This window comes from Brachybacterium sp. ACRRE (assembly GCF_022346485.1).
GTDB lineage: Bacteria > Actinomycetota > Actinomycetes > Actinomycetales > Dermabacteraceae > Brachybacterium > Brachybacterium halotolerans.
The window spans coordinates 32,760-48,555 of record NZ_JAKRMO010000028.1 but is presented as its reverse complement, the minus strand read 5'-3'; the positions used below and the strand labels follow the sequence as shown (position 1 = coordinate 48,555).

The following is a 15,796-nucleotide window of genomic DNA, read 5'->3' as shown; positions in this document are numbered from 1 at the left end:
CCCCTCCCCACAGTCCGCTCCCCGGGCGGCCCCGTGCCTCGTCGCCCGTCGGATCGTAGAATCGACGACGGGTCCGCGCGCCGCGGGCCCGCGTTCCGTGCCCACCGTCGGTCGCGCGCTCCCGGACCGACGGCAGCGCGCACTCGCGCACCCGCGCTGACCTGGTGGAACACGTGCGCCCCGACTGTTCAGCGGGATCGGACAGCCCGTCGGCCACCACTGGTCGACGATCCCGACGCCGACCGACCCCGTGACCGAGATGAAGGAGCCCGCACCCGATGAGCCTCGTCGTGCAGAAGTTCGGCGGTTCCTCCGTCGCCGACGCCGCCTCGGTGATCCGGGTGGCCTCCCGCATCGCCCAGTACGCGAAGGCCGGCCACGAGGTGGTCGTCGTGGTCTCCGCGATGGGCGACACCACCGATGAGCTCATCGACCTCGCCGAGCAGGTCACGCCGAACCCGCCGCCGCGCGAGCTCGACATGCTGCTGACCGCCGGCGAGCGGATCTCGATGGCCGTCCTCTCGATGGCGCTGAACAACAGCGGCGTCGCCGCCCGCGCCTACACCGGTTCGCAGGCGGGCGTGATCACCGACGAGGTGCACGGCAAGGCCCTCATCCAGAAGGTCACGCCGGGCCGCATCCGCAGCGCGCTGGACGCCGGGAACGTCGCGATCGTCGCGGGCTTCCAGGGCGTCTCGCAGGGCACGAAGGACATCACCACCCTGGGTCGCGGCGGCTCCGACACCACCGCCGTCGCGCTCGCCGCGGCGCTCGACGCCGACATCTGCGAGATCTACTCCGACGTCGACGGCGTCTTCACCGCCGACCCCCGCATCGTTCCCAGCGCCCGCCGGGTCCCCGTGATCTCCTGCGAGGAGATGCTGGACCTCGCGGCCAACGGCGCGAAGATCCTCATGGGACGCAGCGTCGAGTACGCCCGCCGCTACGGCGTCCCCCTCCACGTGCGCAGCTCGTTCTCCGGACGCCTGGGCACGATCGTCTCCGACGACGCCGAGCGCATGGTCCCCGTGGACCCCGGCGTCACCGTCCGCATCGCCGATGTGCCGCACCTGGATGCGGCCGACCCCAGCAAGGAGCTGTCCGTGGACACCACCGATCCCGGCCTCGAGGCGCCGATCATCTCCGGCGTCGCCCATGACCGCAGCGAGGGCAAGATCACCGTCGTCGAGGTGCCCGACCAGCCCGGCAAGGCCGCGCTGCTGTTCGACGTCGTCGCCTCCTCCGGCGCGAACATCGACATGATCGTGCAGAACTCCTCGACGACCGACGACACGGTCGCGATCTCCCTGACGCTCCCGGAGGCCGACTCCGACGTGGCCCTCGCCGCGATCGAGCGGGCGCGGGAGACGATCGGCTTCTCCGAGGTCCGCTACAACAACCAGATCGGCAAGGTCTCCGTGGTGGGCGCCGGCATGAAGTCCTCCCCGGGGGTCTCGGCCACGCTGTTCCGCTCGCTCGGTGAGGCCGGCATCAACATCGACATGATCTCGACCTCGGAGATCCGCATCTCCGTGGTCACCGACATCTCGCGGCTCGACGACGCCGTGCGCGTGATCCACACCGCCTTCGGCCTGGACGCCGAGCAGACGGAGGCCGTGGTCTACGGAGGGACCGGACGATGACCAGCACCGACACCACCCGCACCGCCGTCGACTTCACCGGCACGCCCGGCTATGCGGCCGACGGGCCCGTGATCGGCGTCGTCGGCGCCACCGGCCAGGTGGGCCGCGTGATGCTCGCCCTCCTCGCCGAGCGCGCCCTGCCGCACTCCGCCGTGCGCGCCTTCGCCTCCGCCCGCAGCGCCGGCAGCACCGTGCGCTACGCCGGGCTCGACCTGGTCGTCGAGGACGCGGAGACCGCGGACCTCGAGGCCACGCCCGTGCACATCGCGATCTTCTCCGCCGGAGGCTCGACCTCGAAGGCTCTCGCGCCGCGGTTCGCCGCGGCCGGCGCGGTCGTGGTCGACAACTCCTCCGCGTGGCGCAAGGACCCCGAGGTCCCGCTGGTCGTCTCCGAGGTGAACCCCGAGGCGATCGCCGATCGTCCCCGCGGCATCATCGCGAACCCGAACTGCACCACGATGGCCGCGATGCCGGCGCTGAAGGCTCTGCACTCCGTGGCCGGCCTCGCGCGCCTCAAGGTCGCCACCTACCAGGCGGTCTCGGGCTCCGGCGTCGCGGGCGTGAAGGAGCTCGCCGCGCAGGTCCGCGCCGCCGCCGATCACCTCGAGGAGCTCGCCCTGGACGGCTCGGCGGTCGAGCTGCCCGCGCCCGAGACCTACGTGAAGCCGATCGCCTTCAACGCGCTCGCCTACGCCGGGAACCTCGTCGAGGACGGCTCGGGCGAGACCGACGAGGAGCAGAAGCTGCGCAACGAGTCGCGCCGCATCCTGAACCTCCCCGACCTGCCCGTCGCCGGGACCTGCGTGCGCGTGCCCGTGTTCACCGGCCACAGCGTCGCGATCCACGCGGAGTTCGACGAGGGGATCACCCCCGAGCAGGCCCGCGAGGCTCTCGCGGACGCGCCCGGCGTGACCCTCGAGGACGTCCCCACGCCGCTCGAGGCGGCCGGCAAGGACGGCACCTTCGTGGGCCGCATCCGCCAGGACCAGTCCGTGCCGGATGGCAAGGGCCTCGTGCTCTTCGCCGTCTCGGACAACCTGCGCAAGGGCGCGGCGCTGAACGCCATCCAGATCGCCGAGCTCGTCGCCGCGGAGCGCTCCGGCCAGGCCTGATCGGCCGCATTTCCGACGGGCCCGACGGACATGGCCGATTCGGCCGGCCGTCGGCTCGTCAGCCGTCACCCGCTGACGCGGATCCCCAGGTGGGCGGCGAAGTCCTCCGCCCAGGCGGTCGCCTGCGCGACGGAGACGACGGCGCCGCGCATGCCGCCGATGCCCGCGAGCGCGCTCGTCTCCAGTCCGCGCAGGTCCACGTCCGCGAGGCGCGCGCCGGTGAAGGTCACCGTCTCGGCGCGGCAGTTCTCGAAGCACACGCGCGTCGCGTCGGCCTCGCCGAGGTCGAGCTCCGTGAGCGTGCAGTCGCGCAGCACCACGTCGACCAGGTGCGCACCGCGCAGGTTCAACCAGTCCAGCTTGCAGCCCGTGAGGACGACCGAGTCGAGGTCGGCGTCGAACAGCTCGAGCGCACCGATCCGCGAGGCCGTGATCTCGGCGCCGTGCAGGGTGGCCCGGCCCGCCTTCAGCGCGGGGGCGTTCAAGCGCTCGATGCGCACCTCGGTGAGACGGGCATCCTGCAGGTCGGTCTCGTGCGCCATGACATCGACCAGCTCGCACTCGTCGAGCGCGAGCCCGTGCAGGTCACGGCCGGAGACGTCGCCCCCATCGAACCGCCGTCCCTCGAGGGACGCGTAGGAGTCGAGGGCGTCGGCGGGGGAGTCCTCGAGGTCCCGCAGCACGAGCGGATCGATGCGGGGCGCGGCGACGGCGTCGGACCGACCGGCCGAGTGCGTCCGACCAGAGGATCGGGCGGGCCGGGTGCTGCGGGGAGTCATCGGAGTCTCCTTCAGGTGAAGGCGGGGACGCTGAGCGGTCGTGATCAGGGCCAGCGGCTCCCGGCCGTGTGCGGCGTCGGACGGCAGGGCGGACCCGCGCGGGGGTGCGACGACGAACGCCATCCTCCACCCTCCTGCGGACATCCCGGGTCCCGGGCCCGGGACCAAGGTGCTCCGCAGGGCGCTGGAGCGGGTGCCACCCCTCAGCGCAGCCCGAAGATCCTCACGAACATCGGGGTATCGATGAGGACGTGCGGCGCGATCGCGTGGTAGGCCCAGACGTGCGTCCAGGCGTTCGCTGTCCGCAGGGTGATGAACGTCTTGAACATGCCCGGCCCCGTGTAGAACAGCAGCAGGTACAGCAGGGACATGGCCGCGTCCACGGGCGAGGCGAACGTCGTCCAGCCGTCGAAGAAGTGCATGAGCGCATAGGTCACGCCGCCCAGGACGACCGTCGCGGGGATCGAACCGGTCAGCCGCAGATACCTCGGGGCGAGGATGCAGTAGATGAAGACCATCGTGGGCAGCACCGTCCCGGCGAAGGACAGCGCGAAGGTGAGCGGGACGCCGAGCAGGAGCTGTCGGGCCCCGAGCCCCAGGATCGCCGCGTCGGAGGACAGCAGCTGCACGGCGGATTCGACCAGGAGCACCACCAGGACGAGAACGATGTCAGCCCGGCGATCGGACGAACGCAGGCTCAGCTGCGCGGTGGTGTACCGGCGCCGGAACACGAGGTAGGGGATCAGTGCGTAGGCGATGACGTTGTAGAGCGCCCAGCAGACGGCTTCGGCGGGCACGACGGGCTGCCCGGTGCTGATCACCATGCCGTCCAGATGGAATCCGAAGGCGTGCCATCCCATCAGCCGGCTCAGCGTGAAGCCGCCCAGCATCGCCGCCAGCCCGTACCCCAGCATGAGCGTCACCTCGCGGCGTGACGTGGCGCGCTCGGGCGCGCGAGCCGAGATGTCCGGGACCCGTCGGCGCCGTGTCAGCAGGTGCACGATCGCCATCTGCACGAACACCTCCACGAACATCGCGTCGGTGAGCAGCACCTTGTCGAGGGCCGGCGGCATCGCGAGCGAGGACGCGCGGAAGGGAAGGTGTCCGCCGGCGAGGGCGAGCAGCGCGAGGTTGGCCGCCAGCCAGGCCGCTGCGGTGATCTGGACGCTGCGGCGGCGGAGCAGGTGGAGAGGACGGAAACTCTGCGGCGGGAGGAGCGGCGTCTCCGTGGGCGTCACCCCGGTCTGTGGGGCCATGACGCGCATAATACAACCGTATTATACGGATGTATAGGTCCCGTGTATCCTGGGGCGATGGCCGAGAACAGCGTGCGGGAGCGGGTCCTGGATTCCCTCCTCGACATCATCGCCGGGCAAGGGCTCGAGCGCGTCACCATCCGTGAGGTCGCCGCCGGCGCAGGAGTGTCGATCGGGTCCGTCCAGTACTACGCGCGCAGCAAGGAGGAGATGCTGCGCCTCGCCTTCGAGCACGTCATCGACAGCGCGCTCGCCCGCGCGGACGCGATCCCTCGTGAGGGCCCTGTCGGCGAGGTGGTGCGCGCTGTGCTGCGCGAGTTCCTGCCGCTGGACGGGACGCGCATCCGGGAGACCCGGGTCTACCTCGCTTTCGCCGCGCGGGCATTGGTCGACCCGGCGCTGGCGGAGAGGCAGCAGGCGATCATGGCCAGGCTCCGCGCACTCGGCGCCGATGCCGTCCGCGTCGCACAGGAGCGTGGCCAGGCCCTTCCGGAGGCCGATCCGGAGCTCTTCGGGATCGCGACCGTGGCGCTGCTCGACGGGCTGAGCCTCCAGCTGCTCACGGAGCCCGGAGGCATCGACGCGGCGACCGCGCTGCGCCTCGCCGACCTCCATGTCACGCAGGCCTTCCGGATGGACGGCGTGGTGCGCTGAGCCGACCCTGCGGGTCGACGGGACGGCGCGCCGACCTCACGGAAGGGGTGCCGACCTCACACGCGCCGCGCCGCCCGGAAGGCAGGCAGCACGACCTCCTCGCGCAGCGCACGGCGCTGCTCCTCAGGGGCGAAGCCGTTGTCCAGGCCGATGAGCGTCGTCTGCTCGAGCTCGTCGAGCCCCCAGGAGAAGGCGTCCACGATCCGTCCGAGCTCCCGACTTGTCCAGGTCCTGCTCATGAGGCGGTTGTCGGAGCTGACGGCGACCTTCATCCCGGCTCGACGCAGCGCGTCGACCGGGTGGGAGGCGATGGTCGGGAATGCGCCGGTCTGCAGGTTCGAGCTCGGGCAGACCTCGAGCACCACGCCGTGGTCGCGGACTCGGCGGGCCGTCGGGCCGAGCTCGCCCGAGTCGATGTCGTCGATGAGGCGCACCCCGTGGCCCAGGCGCTCCGCGCCGCAGTCCAGGGCGCCGGCGATCGAGTCGACGCCCGCCGCCTCCCCGGCGTGGATCGTCACGTGGACGCCGGCGGCGCGGGCCCGCTCGAGCTGTGGGCGGAAGCGGGAGGCGGGGAAGCCGTCCTCGGGACCGGCGAGGTCGATGCCGACGACTCCGCGGCCCCGGCGCGCGATCGCGAGGTCCACGATCTCCTCGCGCGGGGCGTTCTGGCGCATCTGGCAGAGGATCTGGCCGACGAGGATCCGCCCGCCCGACGCCTCGACCTGCGCGGTGCCCTCGTCCAGGCCCGCCTGCACCGCGTCGACGGCCTCCTCCATGCTCAGCCCGCCCTCGAGGTGCTGCTCCGGGGCCCAGCGGGTCTCGGCGTAGGCGACGCCGTCGGCCGCCATGTCCTCCACGAACTCGCGGGCCACGCGGCGCAGGGACTCCGGGGTCTGCATCAGCTCGAGCACGCGCGAGAAGGTCTCGAGGTAGCGGGAGAGGGAACCCGAGTCGGCGGCCTCGGCGAACCAGTCGGCGATGCCCTCGGCGGTCGGCGCGGGCGGCTCGATGCCCAGCTCGCGGGAGAGGTCGAGGACGGTCTGCGGGCGCACGCCGCCGTCGAGGTGGTCGTGCAGGACCGCCTTCGGCAGGGCGCGGAGGTCGAGATCGGAGGCGGTCATCGCTTCTTCCTGGGTCGTGGCGGTCGTCGGACCGCAGGGCGCAGGACGCCCGGTGTGCGGTCTGAAGTCCAGTATCCCCGGCCGCTCCGACGACCGGCGCACAGCCGCGGGCGCAGAGGTTGCCGCAAGTGCTACTCGGTATTACTATCTACCGGTAGTCGGTGTTACAGAGTAGCGACGGAAGGGGTGCAGTGGGCAAGCAGCAGACCGAGATGCTCAAGGGCGTGCTCGAGGGCATCGTCCTTGCGATCATCGCCGCAGAGCCCGCGTACGGGTACCAGATCACCGCACGGCTGCGCGAGCGGGGCTTCGACGAGCTGGCGGAGGGCACCGTGTACGCCCTGTTGGTCAGGGTCGAGCAGCGCGGTCTCGTGGACGTCGAGAAGAGGCCCTCGGAGAAGGGCCCTCCGCGCAAGGTCTACACGCTCAACCCGCAGGGTCGCGAGCACCTCGAGGAGTTCTGGAGGACGTGGGGCTTCCTCGCGGAGCGATTGAACGAACTGCATGAAGGAGACGGGAACGCATGAATCTCATCGAGAAGGTCACGGGAGACTTCGGGGACAAGCGCCGATGGCGCGCATACAGGGCGCGCGTGAAGGAGATGCCTCCCCCGTACCGCACGGCGATCGAGGCCCTCGAGCGCTACCTGCTGTACTTCGGCGCCACCGCCGGCGACATCTGGCTGGACGCCTACGAGGACCTCGCGGACCTCTTCGAGCGCGCGGCCGCCGACGGGACGGCCATCCGGGACATCGTCGGTGCGGACCCCGTGGACTTCGCGGAGACCTTCGCCGCGAACTACGGCGGCGCCGGATGGATCAACACCGAGAAGAAGAGGCTCGTCGAAGCCGTGGAGCGCGCCGAGCGGGCCGAGTCGGGCGAGCGGTGATGACGGCCGCGCCGGCCGAGCGTTCCCCCGCGATCCGCGTGAGGGGCCTGGAGAAGTCCTACAGGGGTCATCGCGTCCTGCGCGGTGTGGACCTCGACGTCGCCAGGGGGAGCGTCTTCGCCCTGCTCGGCGAGAACGGGGCCGGCAAGACGACCCTCGTGCGGATCCTGGCCACGCTGCTTCCGGCCGACGCCGGGTCCTGCCTCATCGACGGTGCCGATCCCATGCGGCATCCCGAGCGGGTGCGCCGGTCCATCAGTCTGACCGGTCAGTTCGCCGCGGTGGACGAGATCCTCACCGGACGGGAGAACCTCGTCCTCATCGCTCGGCTGCGCCGCGCGCCCCGCCCGCGGGCCGTGGCGGACGACATGCTCGAGCGGTTCTCGCTCGCCGATGCGGGCGGGCGTCGAGTCGCCGACTACTCGGGCGGCATGCGCAGGCGGCTCGACCTCGCCATGAGTCTGATCGGGGACCCGGCGGTGGTGCTTCTCGACGAGCCGACGACGGGTCTGGACCCGCGGGCACGGATCGAGGTCTGGGATTCCGTGAGGGCCCTCGCCGACCGTGGAACCGCAGTGCTGCTGACCACGCAGTACCTCGAGGAGGCGGAGCGACTGGCCGACCGTGCGGCGATCCTGCACGCGGGGCGCATCCTCGTCGAGGGCTCCCTCGAGGAGCTGCGGCGGCTCGTGCCGTCGCCGGTGGTCGAGCAGGTCGAGAAGCAGCCGACGCTCGAGGACGTGTTCCTCTCCCTCGTCGGCCCGGAGAGAACGGGCCCGGAGAGAACGGACCCGGAGAGCACGGAGGAGAGCGCATGACCACACACGGACTCGCCGATACGGCAGTGCTGACGGGGCGATCGCTGCGGCACGTCCTGCGCAGTCCCGACACCATCGTCACCACGGCGCTGATGCCGATCGCGATGATGCTGATGTTCGTCTACGTGTTCGGCGGCGCGATCGGCACCTCCCTGCCGAGAGGAGTCGCCTACGTGGACTACCTCCTCCCGGGCATCCTGCTGATCACTGTCGCCTCCGGCGTCGCGTACACGGCGTTCCGACTCTTCAATGATGTGAAGAGCGGCGCGGTCGAGAGATTCCGCTCCATGCCCATCGCGCGGTCGAGCGTCCTCTGGGCACACGTGCTCACCTCGCTCGTGGCCATCCTCGCCTCGCTCCTCGTCGTCCTCGGCGTCGCGCTGATCATGGGGTTCCGGTCGACGGCGGGGCCCCTCGCCTGGCTCGCGGCCGCGGGCATCATCGGGCTCTTCGCCCTCGCCCTCACCTGGATCGCCGTGATCCCCGGACTGACGGCCCGGTCCGTGGACGGCGCGAGCGCCTTCTCCTACCCCCTGATCTTCCTGCCCTTCCTCAGCTCGGCGTTCGTGCCGACCGCGTCGATGCCCGGGCCCGTGCGCTGGTTCGCCGAGAACCAGCCGGTGACGGCGATCGTCGAGGCGACGCGCGCCCTGCTCGCAGGCGCTCCGGTGGACGGGAGCATCGCGACAGCGCTCGCGTGGTGCGGGGGAATCCTGGTCGCCGCCTCTGCTGTCGCGACGGCCGTCTACCGACGCCGCGTCGGCTGACGCGTTCGGGACCCGACCCGCGGCGCGGGTGGCCGCGGGGTGGGCTCATCGGTTTGCTCGTGCGGCCCGCGAGGGTGAGCGCGCGGGCGGGAGAGTTCGGTGAAGACCTCCCCGTGGCGTGCTCGATGCGCGATCATGCCAGGAGCGCCCGACGGATGACGGCGCTGCGCCGCCCGCCGCCGGACGGCGCCACCGACCCGGGGAGGTCCCATGCCCGCACTGCCCGTCGACCCCGAGAGCGCCCTCGCCGACTCCGCCGGCGACGGTGCCGCGCCAGCCGGCAGGATCGCTGCGCCTGAAGAGGCGCCCACACCCTCCGGCGTCCATTCCGAGGTGGGACGACTGCGGAAGGTGCTCGTGTGCCGGCCCGGGCTCGCCCACGAGCGACTCACCCCGTCCACGAGCGACGAGCTGCTGTTCGACGACGTCATGTGGGTCGAGGCCGCCCAGCGCGACCACGCCGACTTCGTGGAGACCATGACCTCGCGCGGCGTCGAGGTGCTCGAGCTGCACGACCTGCTCGGCGAGGCCATGGACATGCCCGAGGCCCGCACCTGGCTGCTGGACCGCAAGGTGATCGCCAACCGCGTGGGCCTGGGGCTCGTGGACGCGACCCGCAGCAGCCTCGACGCGCTCGACGGCCCCGAGCTCGCGCGCGTCCTCATCGGCGGCATGGCCACGACGGAGCTGCCCGCCGACCTGCGCACCGCCTACGCGAACCTGGCCCGCGAGTCCGTGGGCACCCCCGAGTACCTGCTGCCGCCGCTGCCCAACACCCTGTTCACGCGCGACACCACCTGCTGGATCGGCGACGGCCTCACCCTGAACCCGCTGTACTGGCCGGCCCGCAAGGACGAGACCCTGCTCATGCAGGCCCTCTACCGCTTCCATCCCGAGCTCTCCGGCTCGCGCGTGTGGTGGGGCGACGCGGAGCGGGACTGGGGGCAGGCGACCCTCGAGGGCGGCGACGTGATGCCCGTGGGCAACGGGACGCTGCTGATCGGCATGAGCGAGCGCAGCTCCCGGCAGGCCATCACCCAGCTCGCCGCCGAGCTCTTCGCGGCAGGCGCCGTGGAGAGGATCGTCGTCGCGGGGATGCCGCGGCTGCGGGCCGCCATGCACCTGGACACCGTGTTCACCTTCGCCGACCGCGACCTCGCGACGATCCACCCGGCGATCGTCGACGGCATCCACGCCTTCACCATCCGCCCGGCCGACAACCCCCTGGGCATGGAGGTGCGCGACGAGGGCGAGCGCCGCTTCGTGGACGTGGTCGCCGAGGCCATGGGCCTGAAGGAGCTGCGCACGGTCGCGACCGCGGGCGATCTCTACGCCTCCGAGCGCCAGCAGTGGGACAGCGGCAACAACGCCGTCGCCCTCGAGCCCGGCGTCGTCATCACCTACGACCGCAACACCCAGACCAACGCCGCCCTGCGCGACGCCGGCGTCGAGGTGCTGACGATCCGCGGCGCCGAGCTGGGCCGGGGCCGCGGCGGAGGGCACTGCATGACCTGCCCGATCGTGCGCGATCCCGTGCAGTGGTGAGGCGCGGCGTCGGCCGGTGAGGCGCGGCGTCGACCGGTGAGGCTCAGCGCCGACCGAGCCCCGACGCGTCCCAGCCGGCCCGTCGCCACGCCGCGAGATCCAGCACGTTGCGGCCGTCGATGAGGCGCCGCGCGGCGACGAGCGTGCCGACCCGCGCGGGATCGAGGTGCCGGTAGAGGGGCCATTCGGTGAGCAGCAGCACGAGCTCGGCTCCCGCGAGGGCCTCCTCGACGTCCTCGATCGCGTGCAGCGAGGGGAAGCGGGCGCGCACGTTCGCGAGCGCGGCCGGATCGGTGATGGACACGTCCGCCCCCTCGCCCACCAGGCGCACCGCGATATCCAGGGCGGGGGAGTCGCGCACGTCGTCCGTGTCGGGCTTGAAGGCGGCGCCGAGCACCGCGACCCGTCGGCCCTCGAGGCTGTCGCCGAGGGCGGCGCGGGCCCGGCGCAGCATGTACTCCCGCCGTCCGGTGTTGATCGCGTCGATGTCGCGCAGGAAGGCGAAGGAGTCGACGGCGCCGAGCTCCCCGGCGCGGGAGATGAGGCCGCGCAGGTCCTTGGGCAGGCAGCCGCCGCCGAAGCCCACGCCGGCGCGCAGGAACTTCCGTCCGATCCGGTCGTCCATGCCGATCGCCTCGGCGACGTCGGCGACGTCCGCCCCGGTGATGTCGCACAGTTCGGAGATCGCGTTGATGAAGGAGATCTTCGTGGCCAGGAACGAGTTCGCCGAGACCTTCACGAGCTCGGCCGATTCGAGCGAGTACACCTTCCGCGGGATGCTCGTGGCCAGCATCGGCGCGTACACGCGGTCCAGCAGGGCGATTTCGTGCTCGGCCTCGGCGCCCGCGGGATCGGCGAGCCCGTAGACGAGCCGGTCGGGGCGCAGGGTGTCGGAGACCGCGAAGCCCTCGCGCAGGAACTCCGGGTTCCACACCACCGTGGCCCCGGCGATGCCGGCCACGCGCGCGTGCAGGCGGCGGGCGGTGCCCACGGGCACGGTGGACTTCCCGGCGATGAGCGTCCGCGCCCCGCCGCGCGCCGCGAGCAGCGGGACCAGGGAGTCCAGCGCCGACTCGATCATGCCGAGGTCCGCGCCCAGACCGTCGGCCCGCTGCGGCGTGCCCAGCGCCAGGAAGTGGACGTCGGCCCCGGCGAGATCGGCGTAGTCCGTGGTGAAGGTGAGACGGCCGGAGGCCACGGTGCGTGCGAGCAGCTCGGCGAAGCCCGGCTCGTGGAACGGCGGACGCGCCGCGCTCAGAGCGGCGACCCGCTGCGCATCCACGTCGAGCCCGATCACGCGATGCCCCAGCTCGGCCATGGCGGCCGCGTGGACGGCGCCGAGGTAGCCGCATCCGATCACGGAGACCGTGAGGGGCGGGAGCGATCCGGGAGTGTTCACAGGTCAGGGGCCTCTCGCCGTCGGGACGGGGATGATGCGCACGACCAGGGTGCCCGGCCCTCATGGAGCGGGTGGGAAGCCGCCGGTGACGGTCGTCCGGCGCGCACGTGAACTCTCGCGTCACGCCCTGTGGTGCACATCACCGGTTCGAGGTGTGAGGATCGGGCGTGAGATGACGTCCTTCCCGTGGCGCCTCTCGCGATGTGCCCTCCGGGGCGGGTCGCGGCGGGCCCGGGCCGGCCGGCAGATCGGCCGACGGAACGACCGGCAGGACGGCCGACGGAGTGAACGGCAGGACGGCCGACGGAACGGCTTGCAGGACCAGGACGAACGATGAAGGAGCGGTGGGTGAGCGAGGCCTCCCAGGAGCGGCGCATGGATGAGCGCACCCTCGTGCTGCGCGCCCAGGACGGCGACGTCGACGCCTTCGAGGTGCTCATCGACCGGCACCAGTCCGCGCTGCTGCGTCTGGCATCGGCGGCGCTGCGCAACCGCGCCGACGCCGAGGACGTGGTCCAGGAGACCCTGCTGACCGCGTGGCGGCGCCTGCACCTGCTGCAGGACCCGGACGCCTTCCGCTCCTGGCTGCTGCAGATCTGCGCCCGGCGGTCCACGGACGTGGTGCGGCGCAGCGCGCGTCGCGGCACGGACCCGCTCGCCCCGGAGGACTTCCCCGAGCAGCCGGGCGTGGGCGGGAGCGTGGGCGCCGTCGGCTCCGGCAGCGGCGGCGCGAACGCGGGCGGCCATGGCGACCCGTTCGACGCGGTCGTGGTCGACGCCCAGATGCGCACGCTGCGCCAGCTGCTCGACGGGCTCGAGGCGAGCCAGCGGGAGTGCTGGGTGCTGCGCGAGATCGACGGCCTGGGCTATGCGGAGATCGCCTCCGCCCTGGACCTGCCGGAGTCCACCGTGCGCGGCCGCCTGGCCCGTGCCCGCGCGCACATCATCGCGAGGATGGAGGAGTGGAGGTGAGCATGCAGACGCCACACGAGCCGGAGGAGAGCGAGCAGGGCGCGCCGGTCGAGCAGGGCGCGCCCGTCGAGCACGAGCTGCCCGTCGAGACCGCGGAGCAGTCGGCCGCCTACGACAGCCTGATCCGCTCGGCCCACCAGGAATGGGCGGAGCTGGAGAAGTCCGGCGACCCCAGCGTGTCCGTGTCCTCCGGGGCGCTCGCCGCGCTCAAGCGGTCCGTGCGCGCCGAGGTGCGCCGGGGTGCGCAGGTCGCGGTCCCGCCCACGCGGCGCGGCCCGATGTCGGTCTCCGAGCTGACCCTGCACACGGTGCTGCGACGGGCCGTGGACACGGTGCCGGACGCGCGCAGCCTGCGCGCCCGCGTCGAGTACGAGGAGGAGGACGCCGCCTCGCACGGCGGCCGGTCCGGCGAGAGGGGGATGCCGCGCGCGGTGACGCTGCGGATCTCCGTCCAGCTGGGCAGCCCCGGCGCGCGCGACCTCGTGCGCCTGGCCGAGGACGTGCGCGGCGCCGTCGCGACCGCCCTGCGCCGCGACCTCGGCATCGACCCCGACCGCATCGACGTGCACATCGAGGACCTCCATGACCAGTGACAGCACCCGCATCAGTGAGAGCACCCGCATCAGCGACGACGCCCCCGCCGCGGCCGGCCCGACCGGCCGAGCCGGAGAGCGCGCGAGCAGGAGCAGCACCGGCGTCCTCACCGACGACCTCGTGCAGGCCGTGCTCGCCGTGCCGGGCGTCGGCGGTCTCGAGCCCGGGGTGACGAGCACGCTGCGGGCGCTCGACGCCCGGCTGCGGCGCCGGCCCGACGCCGTCGCCCGCTACGGCCTGCACCTCGAGGAGGCGCAGGCCCGGGTGGTCGTCGAGGTGGGGCTGCGCACCCAGGAGCCGCTGCGGCAGGTCGTCGAGGACCTCCAGGCCACGGTCTCCGAGGTGCTCGAGGACGCCGGCCACGGCGACCTCGAGGTGCTGGTGCGCGTGCAGTCCGCCTGAGCTGCAGTCCGCCGGAGAAGAGCGGACACACAGGAGTCCGTCGCCTGCTCGCAGGGGGTGCGAGCGGCGGCGGCAGGCACGGGTCCATGCGGACGCGCGGGTGTGCGCGTCGGATCGGACCCGGCCATTTCCGGGGGGAGTGCCCGGTGCTCGGGGGAGCACCGGGCGCTCGGGGGGTTCCCGTGGACACGGGATGCCTCCCGGAACCGGGGGATCCCCGGACACCGGGAAGCGAGGGGACCAGGGACCCGCGAGGGGATCGAGGGAGAACAGGGCTCTCGGCGCGCAGGTGGGCGTGCCGGGGGCCCTGAGTCATGCCCGGCCGACGGGCGACGGGCGACGGGCGACGGGCAGATGGGCCGACGGGCCGACGGGCCGGGTCAGCGGCGGGCGCGGCGGCCGTGGCCGTCGGCCGCGGCGCTCCGGCGCCGCAGCACCACGACGGCGACGCCCACGGCGCCCAGCAGCACGAGCCCCGCACCGCTGATGGCGAGGGCCGGGCCGACCCCGGCGCCCTCGCGTGCGGACGCCGCGCGCGCCTCCGCGTCCTGCGCGTCCCCGTCGCCTCCACCGGAGGAGGAGACGGGGTGCCCGTCGGCCGAGCGGCCGTCGCCGTCGGCGCTCGGATCCCCGGTCGAGCCGTCGCCCGTGTCGCTCGCGGACCCGGTGTCCTCGCCGTGGTCCGGGTCGGCCTGCGCATCATCGGCCGTGCCGCGCGAGGAGTCGTCCGACGCCGTGTCGTTCGAGGAGCCTGATCCGGAGCCCTCGGCGCGCTCGCCCTCGCCCGCATCGGACCCTGCGGCTCCCGCGCCGGACGAGTCGTCGCGGCCCGAGGCGCTCGAGGAGCCATCGGACCGGTCGGCGCCGGATCCGTCCTCGGCCGCGTCCGCGCTGCCGCGGCCCCCGGAGCCTGCGTCGTCCCCGCTCTCGTCGCTCGAGACGCCCGCACCGGAGGACGAGCCCCGACCCGAGCCCGCATCCTGCGAGGCAGAGTCGTCGGAGGCGTCGCCGCCGGTGCCATCGGAGCCGCTCGTGCTGCCGGAGTCGCCGGAGTCGTTCGACGTGCCGGAGCCGCCGGACGAGGAGTCGTCGGACCCGTCGGCGTCGCTCGCGCCGCCGGAATCGGCGCCGCCCGATCCCGCGTCACCCGAGTCCTCGCCGGCAGAGGAGCCCCCGCCGGTCGAGGACCCCGAGCCCGTGCCGGAGTCGTCGTCGGAGTCGTCCGCGTCGGAGGAGCCGGAGCCCGAGGAGCCGTCGTCGCCGGAGCCGCTGCCCGACTCCGAGCCATCGTCCTCGCCGTTGCCGTTGCCGCCGCTGCCACTGCCGCTGCCACTGCCGCCGGCGTCCGACGACCCCGAGCCGCTGCCCGTGTCGTCGGAGCCTCCGTCGGCCCCGCTGCCATCGGTCCCCGACGCGTCGTCCCCGCCGACGTGCACGCGCACCGAGCCGGACTCGCTGCTGTCGCGGCCCTCGAGGGTGATGCGCACGTCGCCGGAGTCGGGGAGCGCGACGCGCGTGCGGACCGTGCCGTCGGGCTCGACGGCGACGGGGCCCGTGGTGGTCGTGCGGTCGCCCACGATATTCACGTCGACCGAGGTCGTGGAGTCGGAGAAGCCGCAGGCCTGCATCTGGACGCTGTCCCCGGGGGAGACGTCCTCCGCGTCCGCCACCACGGTGAGCGCGCTGCACACCGTGGGGAGCTGCGCGGCCTGGGCCTGGGCGGGCAGGAGCAGGCAGGGGAGCAGCACCGCGGCGCCCGCGGCGCCGATGCGGCGTCGTCCCTGGGGCACGTGGTCGTCCTCCTCGCGGGCGGTCCTGGCCCTGTGCTGCTCGACTGCTGATGGC

General features: G+C 73.0%; 16 protein-coding genes. 11 read left to right on the top strand and 5 right to left on the bottom strand.

Annotation, left to right across the window (positions count from 1 at the left end; genetic code table 11):
- Positions 1–278 precede the first annotated feature (278 nt).
- Together MHY49_RS09955 and MHY49_RS09950 are read left to right on the top strand one after the other, a co-directional pair.
- Positions 279–1,643 (top strand): aspartate kinase, encoded by a 1,365-nt coding sequence (locus tag MHY49_RS09955; RefSeq protein WP_228359444.1) that lies wholly within the window; start codon positions 279–281, stop codon positions 1,641–1,643.
- Positions 1,640–2,755 (top strand): aspartate-semialdehyde dehydrogenase, encoded by a 1,116-nt coding sequence (locus MHY49_RS09950; protein WP_239203835.1) that lies wholly within the window; start codon positions 1,640–1,642, stop codon positions 2,753–2,755. The genes MHY49_RS09955 and MHY49_RS09950 overlap by 4 nt, the downstream gene beginning before the upstream one ends.
- 65 nt (positions 2,756–2,820) lie before the next feature.
- On the opposite strand, the gene MHY49_RS09945 is transcribed toward MHY49_RS09950, so the two are convergent.
- A complete protein-coding gene (locus MHY49_RS09945; protein WP_239203834.1) occupies positions 2,821–3,534 on the bottom strand; it encodes a pentapeptide repeat-containing protein in 714 nt (237 codons plus the stop codon).
- A gap of 203 nt (positions 3,535–3,737) precedes the next feature.
- A complete protein-coding gene (locus MHY49_RS09940) occupies positions 3,738–4,790 on the bottom strand; it encodes a hypothetical protein (protein WP_239203833.1) in 1,053 nt (350 codons plus the stop codon).
- 57 nt (positions 4,791–4,847) lie between these two features.
- On the opposite strand from MHY49_RS09940, the gene MHY49_RS09935 reads away from it, so the two are divergent.
- Entirely contained in the window at positions 4,848–5,444 is a 597-nt protein-coding gene (locus MHY49_RS09935; protein ID WP_239203832.1) for a TetR/AcrR family transcriptional regulator, read from the top strand.
- Positions 5,445–5,500: 56 nt separating this feature from the next.
- Here the strand turns inward: MHY49_RS09935 and MHY49_RS09930 are convergent, their stop codons facing one another.
- A complete protein-coding gene (locus MHY49_RS09930; RefSeq protein ID WP_239203831.1) occupies positions 5,501–6,565 on the bottom strand; it encodes an adenosine deaminase in 1,065 nt (354 codons plus the stop codon).
- 191 nt (positions 6,566–6,756) lie between these two features.
- Between MHY49_RS09930 and MHY49_RS09925 the strand changes: the two genes are divergently transcribed.
- From MHY49_RS09925 to MHY49_RS09905, 5 genes are all read left to right on the top strand, one after another.
- A complete protein-coding gene (locus MHY49_RS09925) occupies positions 6,757–7,092 on the top strand; it encodes a PadR family transcriptional regulator (RefSeq protein ID WP_370646091.1) in 336 nt (111 codons plus the stop codon).
- Positions 7,089–7,454, top strand: a complete 366-nt coding sequence (locus tag MHY49_RS09920) for a DUF1048 domain-containing protein (RefSeq protein ID WP_239203830.1) — start codon at positions 7,089–7,091, stop codon at positions 7,452–7,454. Before MHY49_RS09925 ends, MHY49_RS09920 begins: the two co-directional genes overlap by 4 nt.
- Complete coding sequence (locus MHY49_RS09915) at positions 7,454–8,272, top strand: ABC transporter ATP-binding protein (protein ID WP_239203829.1); 819 nt, start codon at positions 7,454–7,456, stop codon at positions 8,270–8,272. The genes MHY49_RS09920 and MHY49_RS09915 overlap by 1 nt, the downstream gene beginning before the upstream one ends.
- Positions 8,269–9,039 carry an ABC transporter permease gene (locus MHY49_RS09910; RefSeq protein ID WP_239203828.1) on the top strand — a complete coding sequence of 257 codons (771 nt, stop codon included), beginning with the start codon at positions 8,269–8,271 and terminating at the stop codon, positions 9,037–9,039. The genes MHY49_RS09915 and MHY49_RS09910 overlap by 4 nt, the downstream gene beginning before the upstream one ends.
- Before the next feature lie 210 nt (positions 9,040–9,249).
- Entirely contained in the window at positions 9,250–10,584 is a 1,335-nt protein-coding gene (locus MHY49_RS09905) for an arginine deiminase (RefSeq protein WP_239203827.1), read from the top strand.
- A gap of 43 nt (positions 10,585–10,627) precedes the next feature.
- On the opposite strand, the gene MHY49_RS09900 is transcribed toward MHY49_RS09905, so the two are convergent.
- Positions 10,628–11,983 carry a UDP-glucose/GDP-mannose dehydrogenase family protein gene (locus MHY49_RS09900; protein WP_370646090.1) on the bottom strand — a complete coding sequence of 452 codons (1,356 nt, stop codon included), beginning with the start codon at positions 11,981–11,983 and terminating at the stop codon, positions 10,628–10,630.
- 348 nt (positions 11,984–12,331) lie between these two features.
- Between MHY49_RS09900 and MHY49_RS09895 the strand changes: the two genes are divergently transcribed.
- The 3 genes from MHY49_RS09895 to MHY49_RS09885 are packed head-to-tail and all read left to right on the top strand — an operon-like array spanning position 12,332 to position 13,951.
- Positions 12,332–12,955: an RNA polymerase sigma factor gene (locus tag MHY49_RS09895; protein ID WP_227488074.1), complete on the top strand. Its 624-nt coding sequence runs from the start codon at positions 12,332–12,334 to the stop codon at positions 12,953–12,955.
- Between the two features lie 2 nt (positions 12,956–12,957).
- Positions 12,958–13,548 carry a hypothetical protein gene (locus tag MHY49_RS09890; RefSeq protein ID WP_239203826.1) on the top strand — a complete coding sequence of 197 codons (591 nt, stop codon included), beginning with the start codon at positions 12,958–12,960 and terminating at the stop codon, positions 13,546–13,548.
- Complete coding sequence (locus MHY49_RS09885; RefSeq protein WP_239203825.1) at positions 13,538–13,951, top strand: hypothetical protein; 414 nt, start codon at positions 13,538–13,540, stop codon at positions 13,949–13,951. Before MHY49_RS09890 ends, MHY49_RS09885 begins: the two co-directional genes overlap by 11 nt.
- A 380-nt stretch (positions 13,952–14,331) precedes the next feature.
- Here the strand turns inward: MHY49_RS09885 and MHY49_RS09880 are convergent, their stop codons facing one another.
- A complete protein-coding gene (locus MHY49_RS09880; protein ID WP_239203824.1) occupies positions 14,332–15,741 on the bottom strand; it encodes an MSCRAMM family adhesin SdrC in 1,410 nt (469 codons plus the stop codon).
- Between the last annotated feature and the right edge of the window lie 55 nt (positions 15,742–15,796).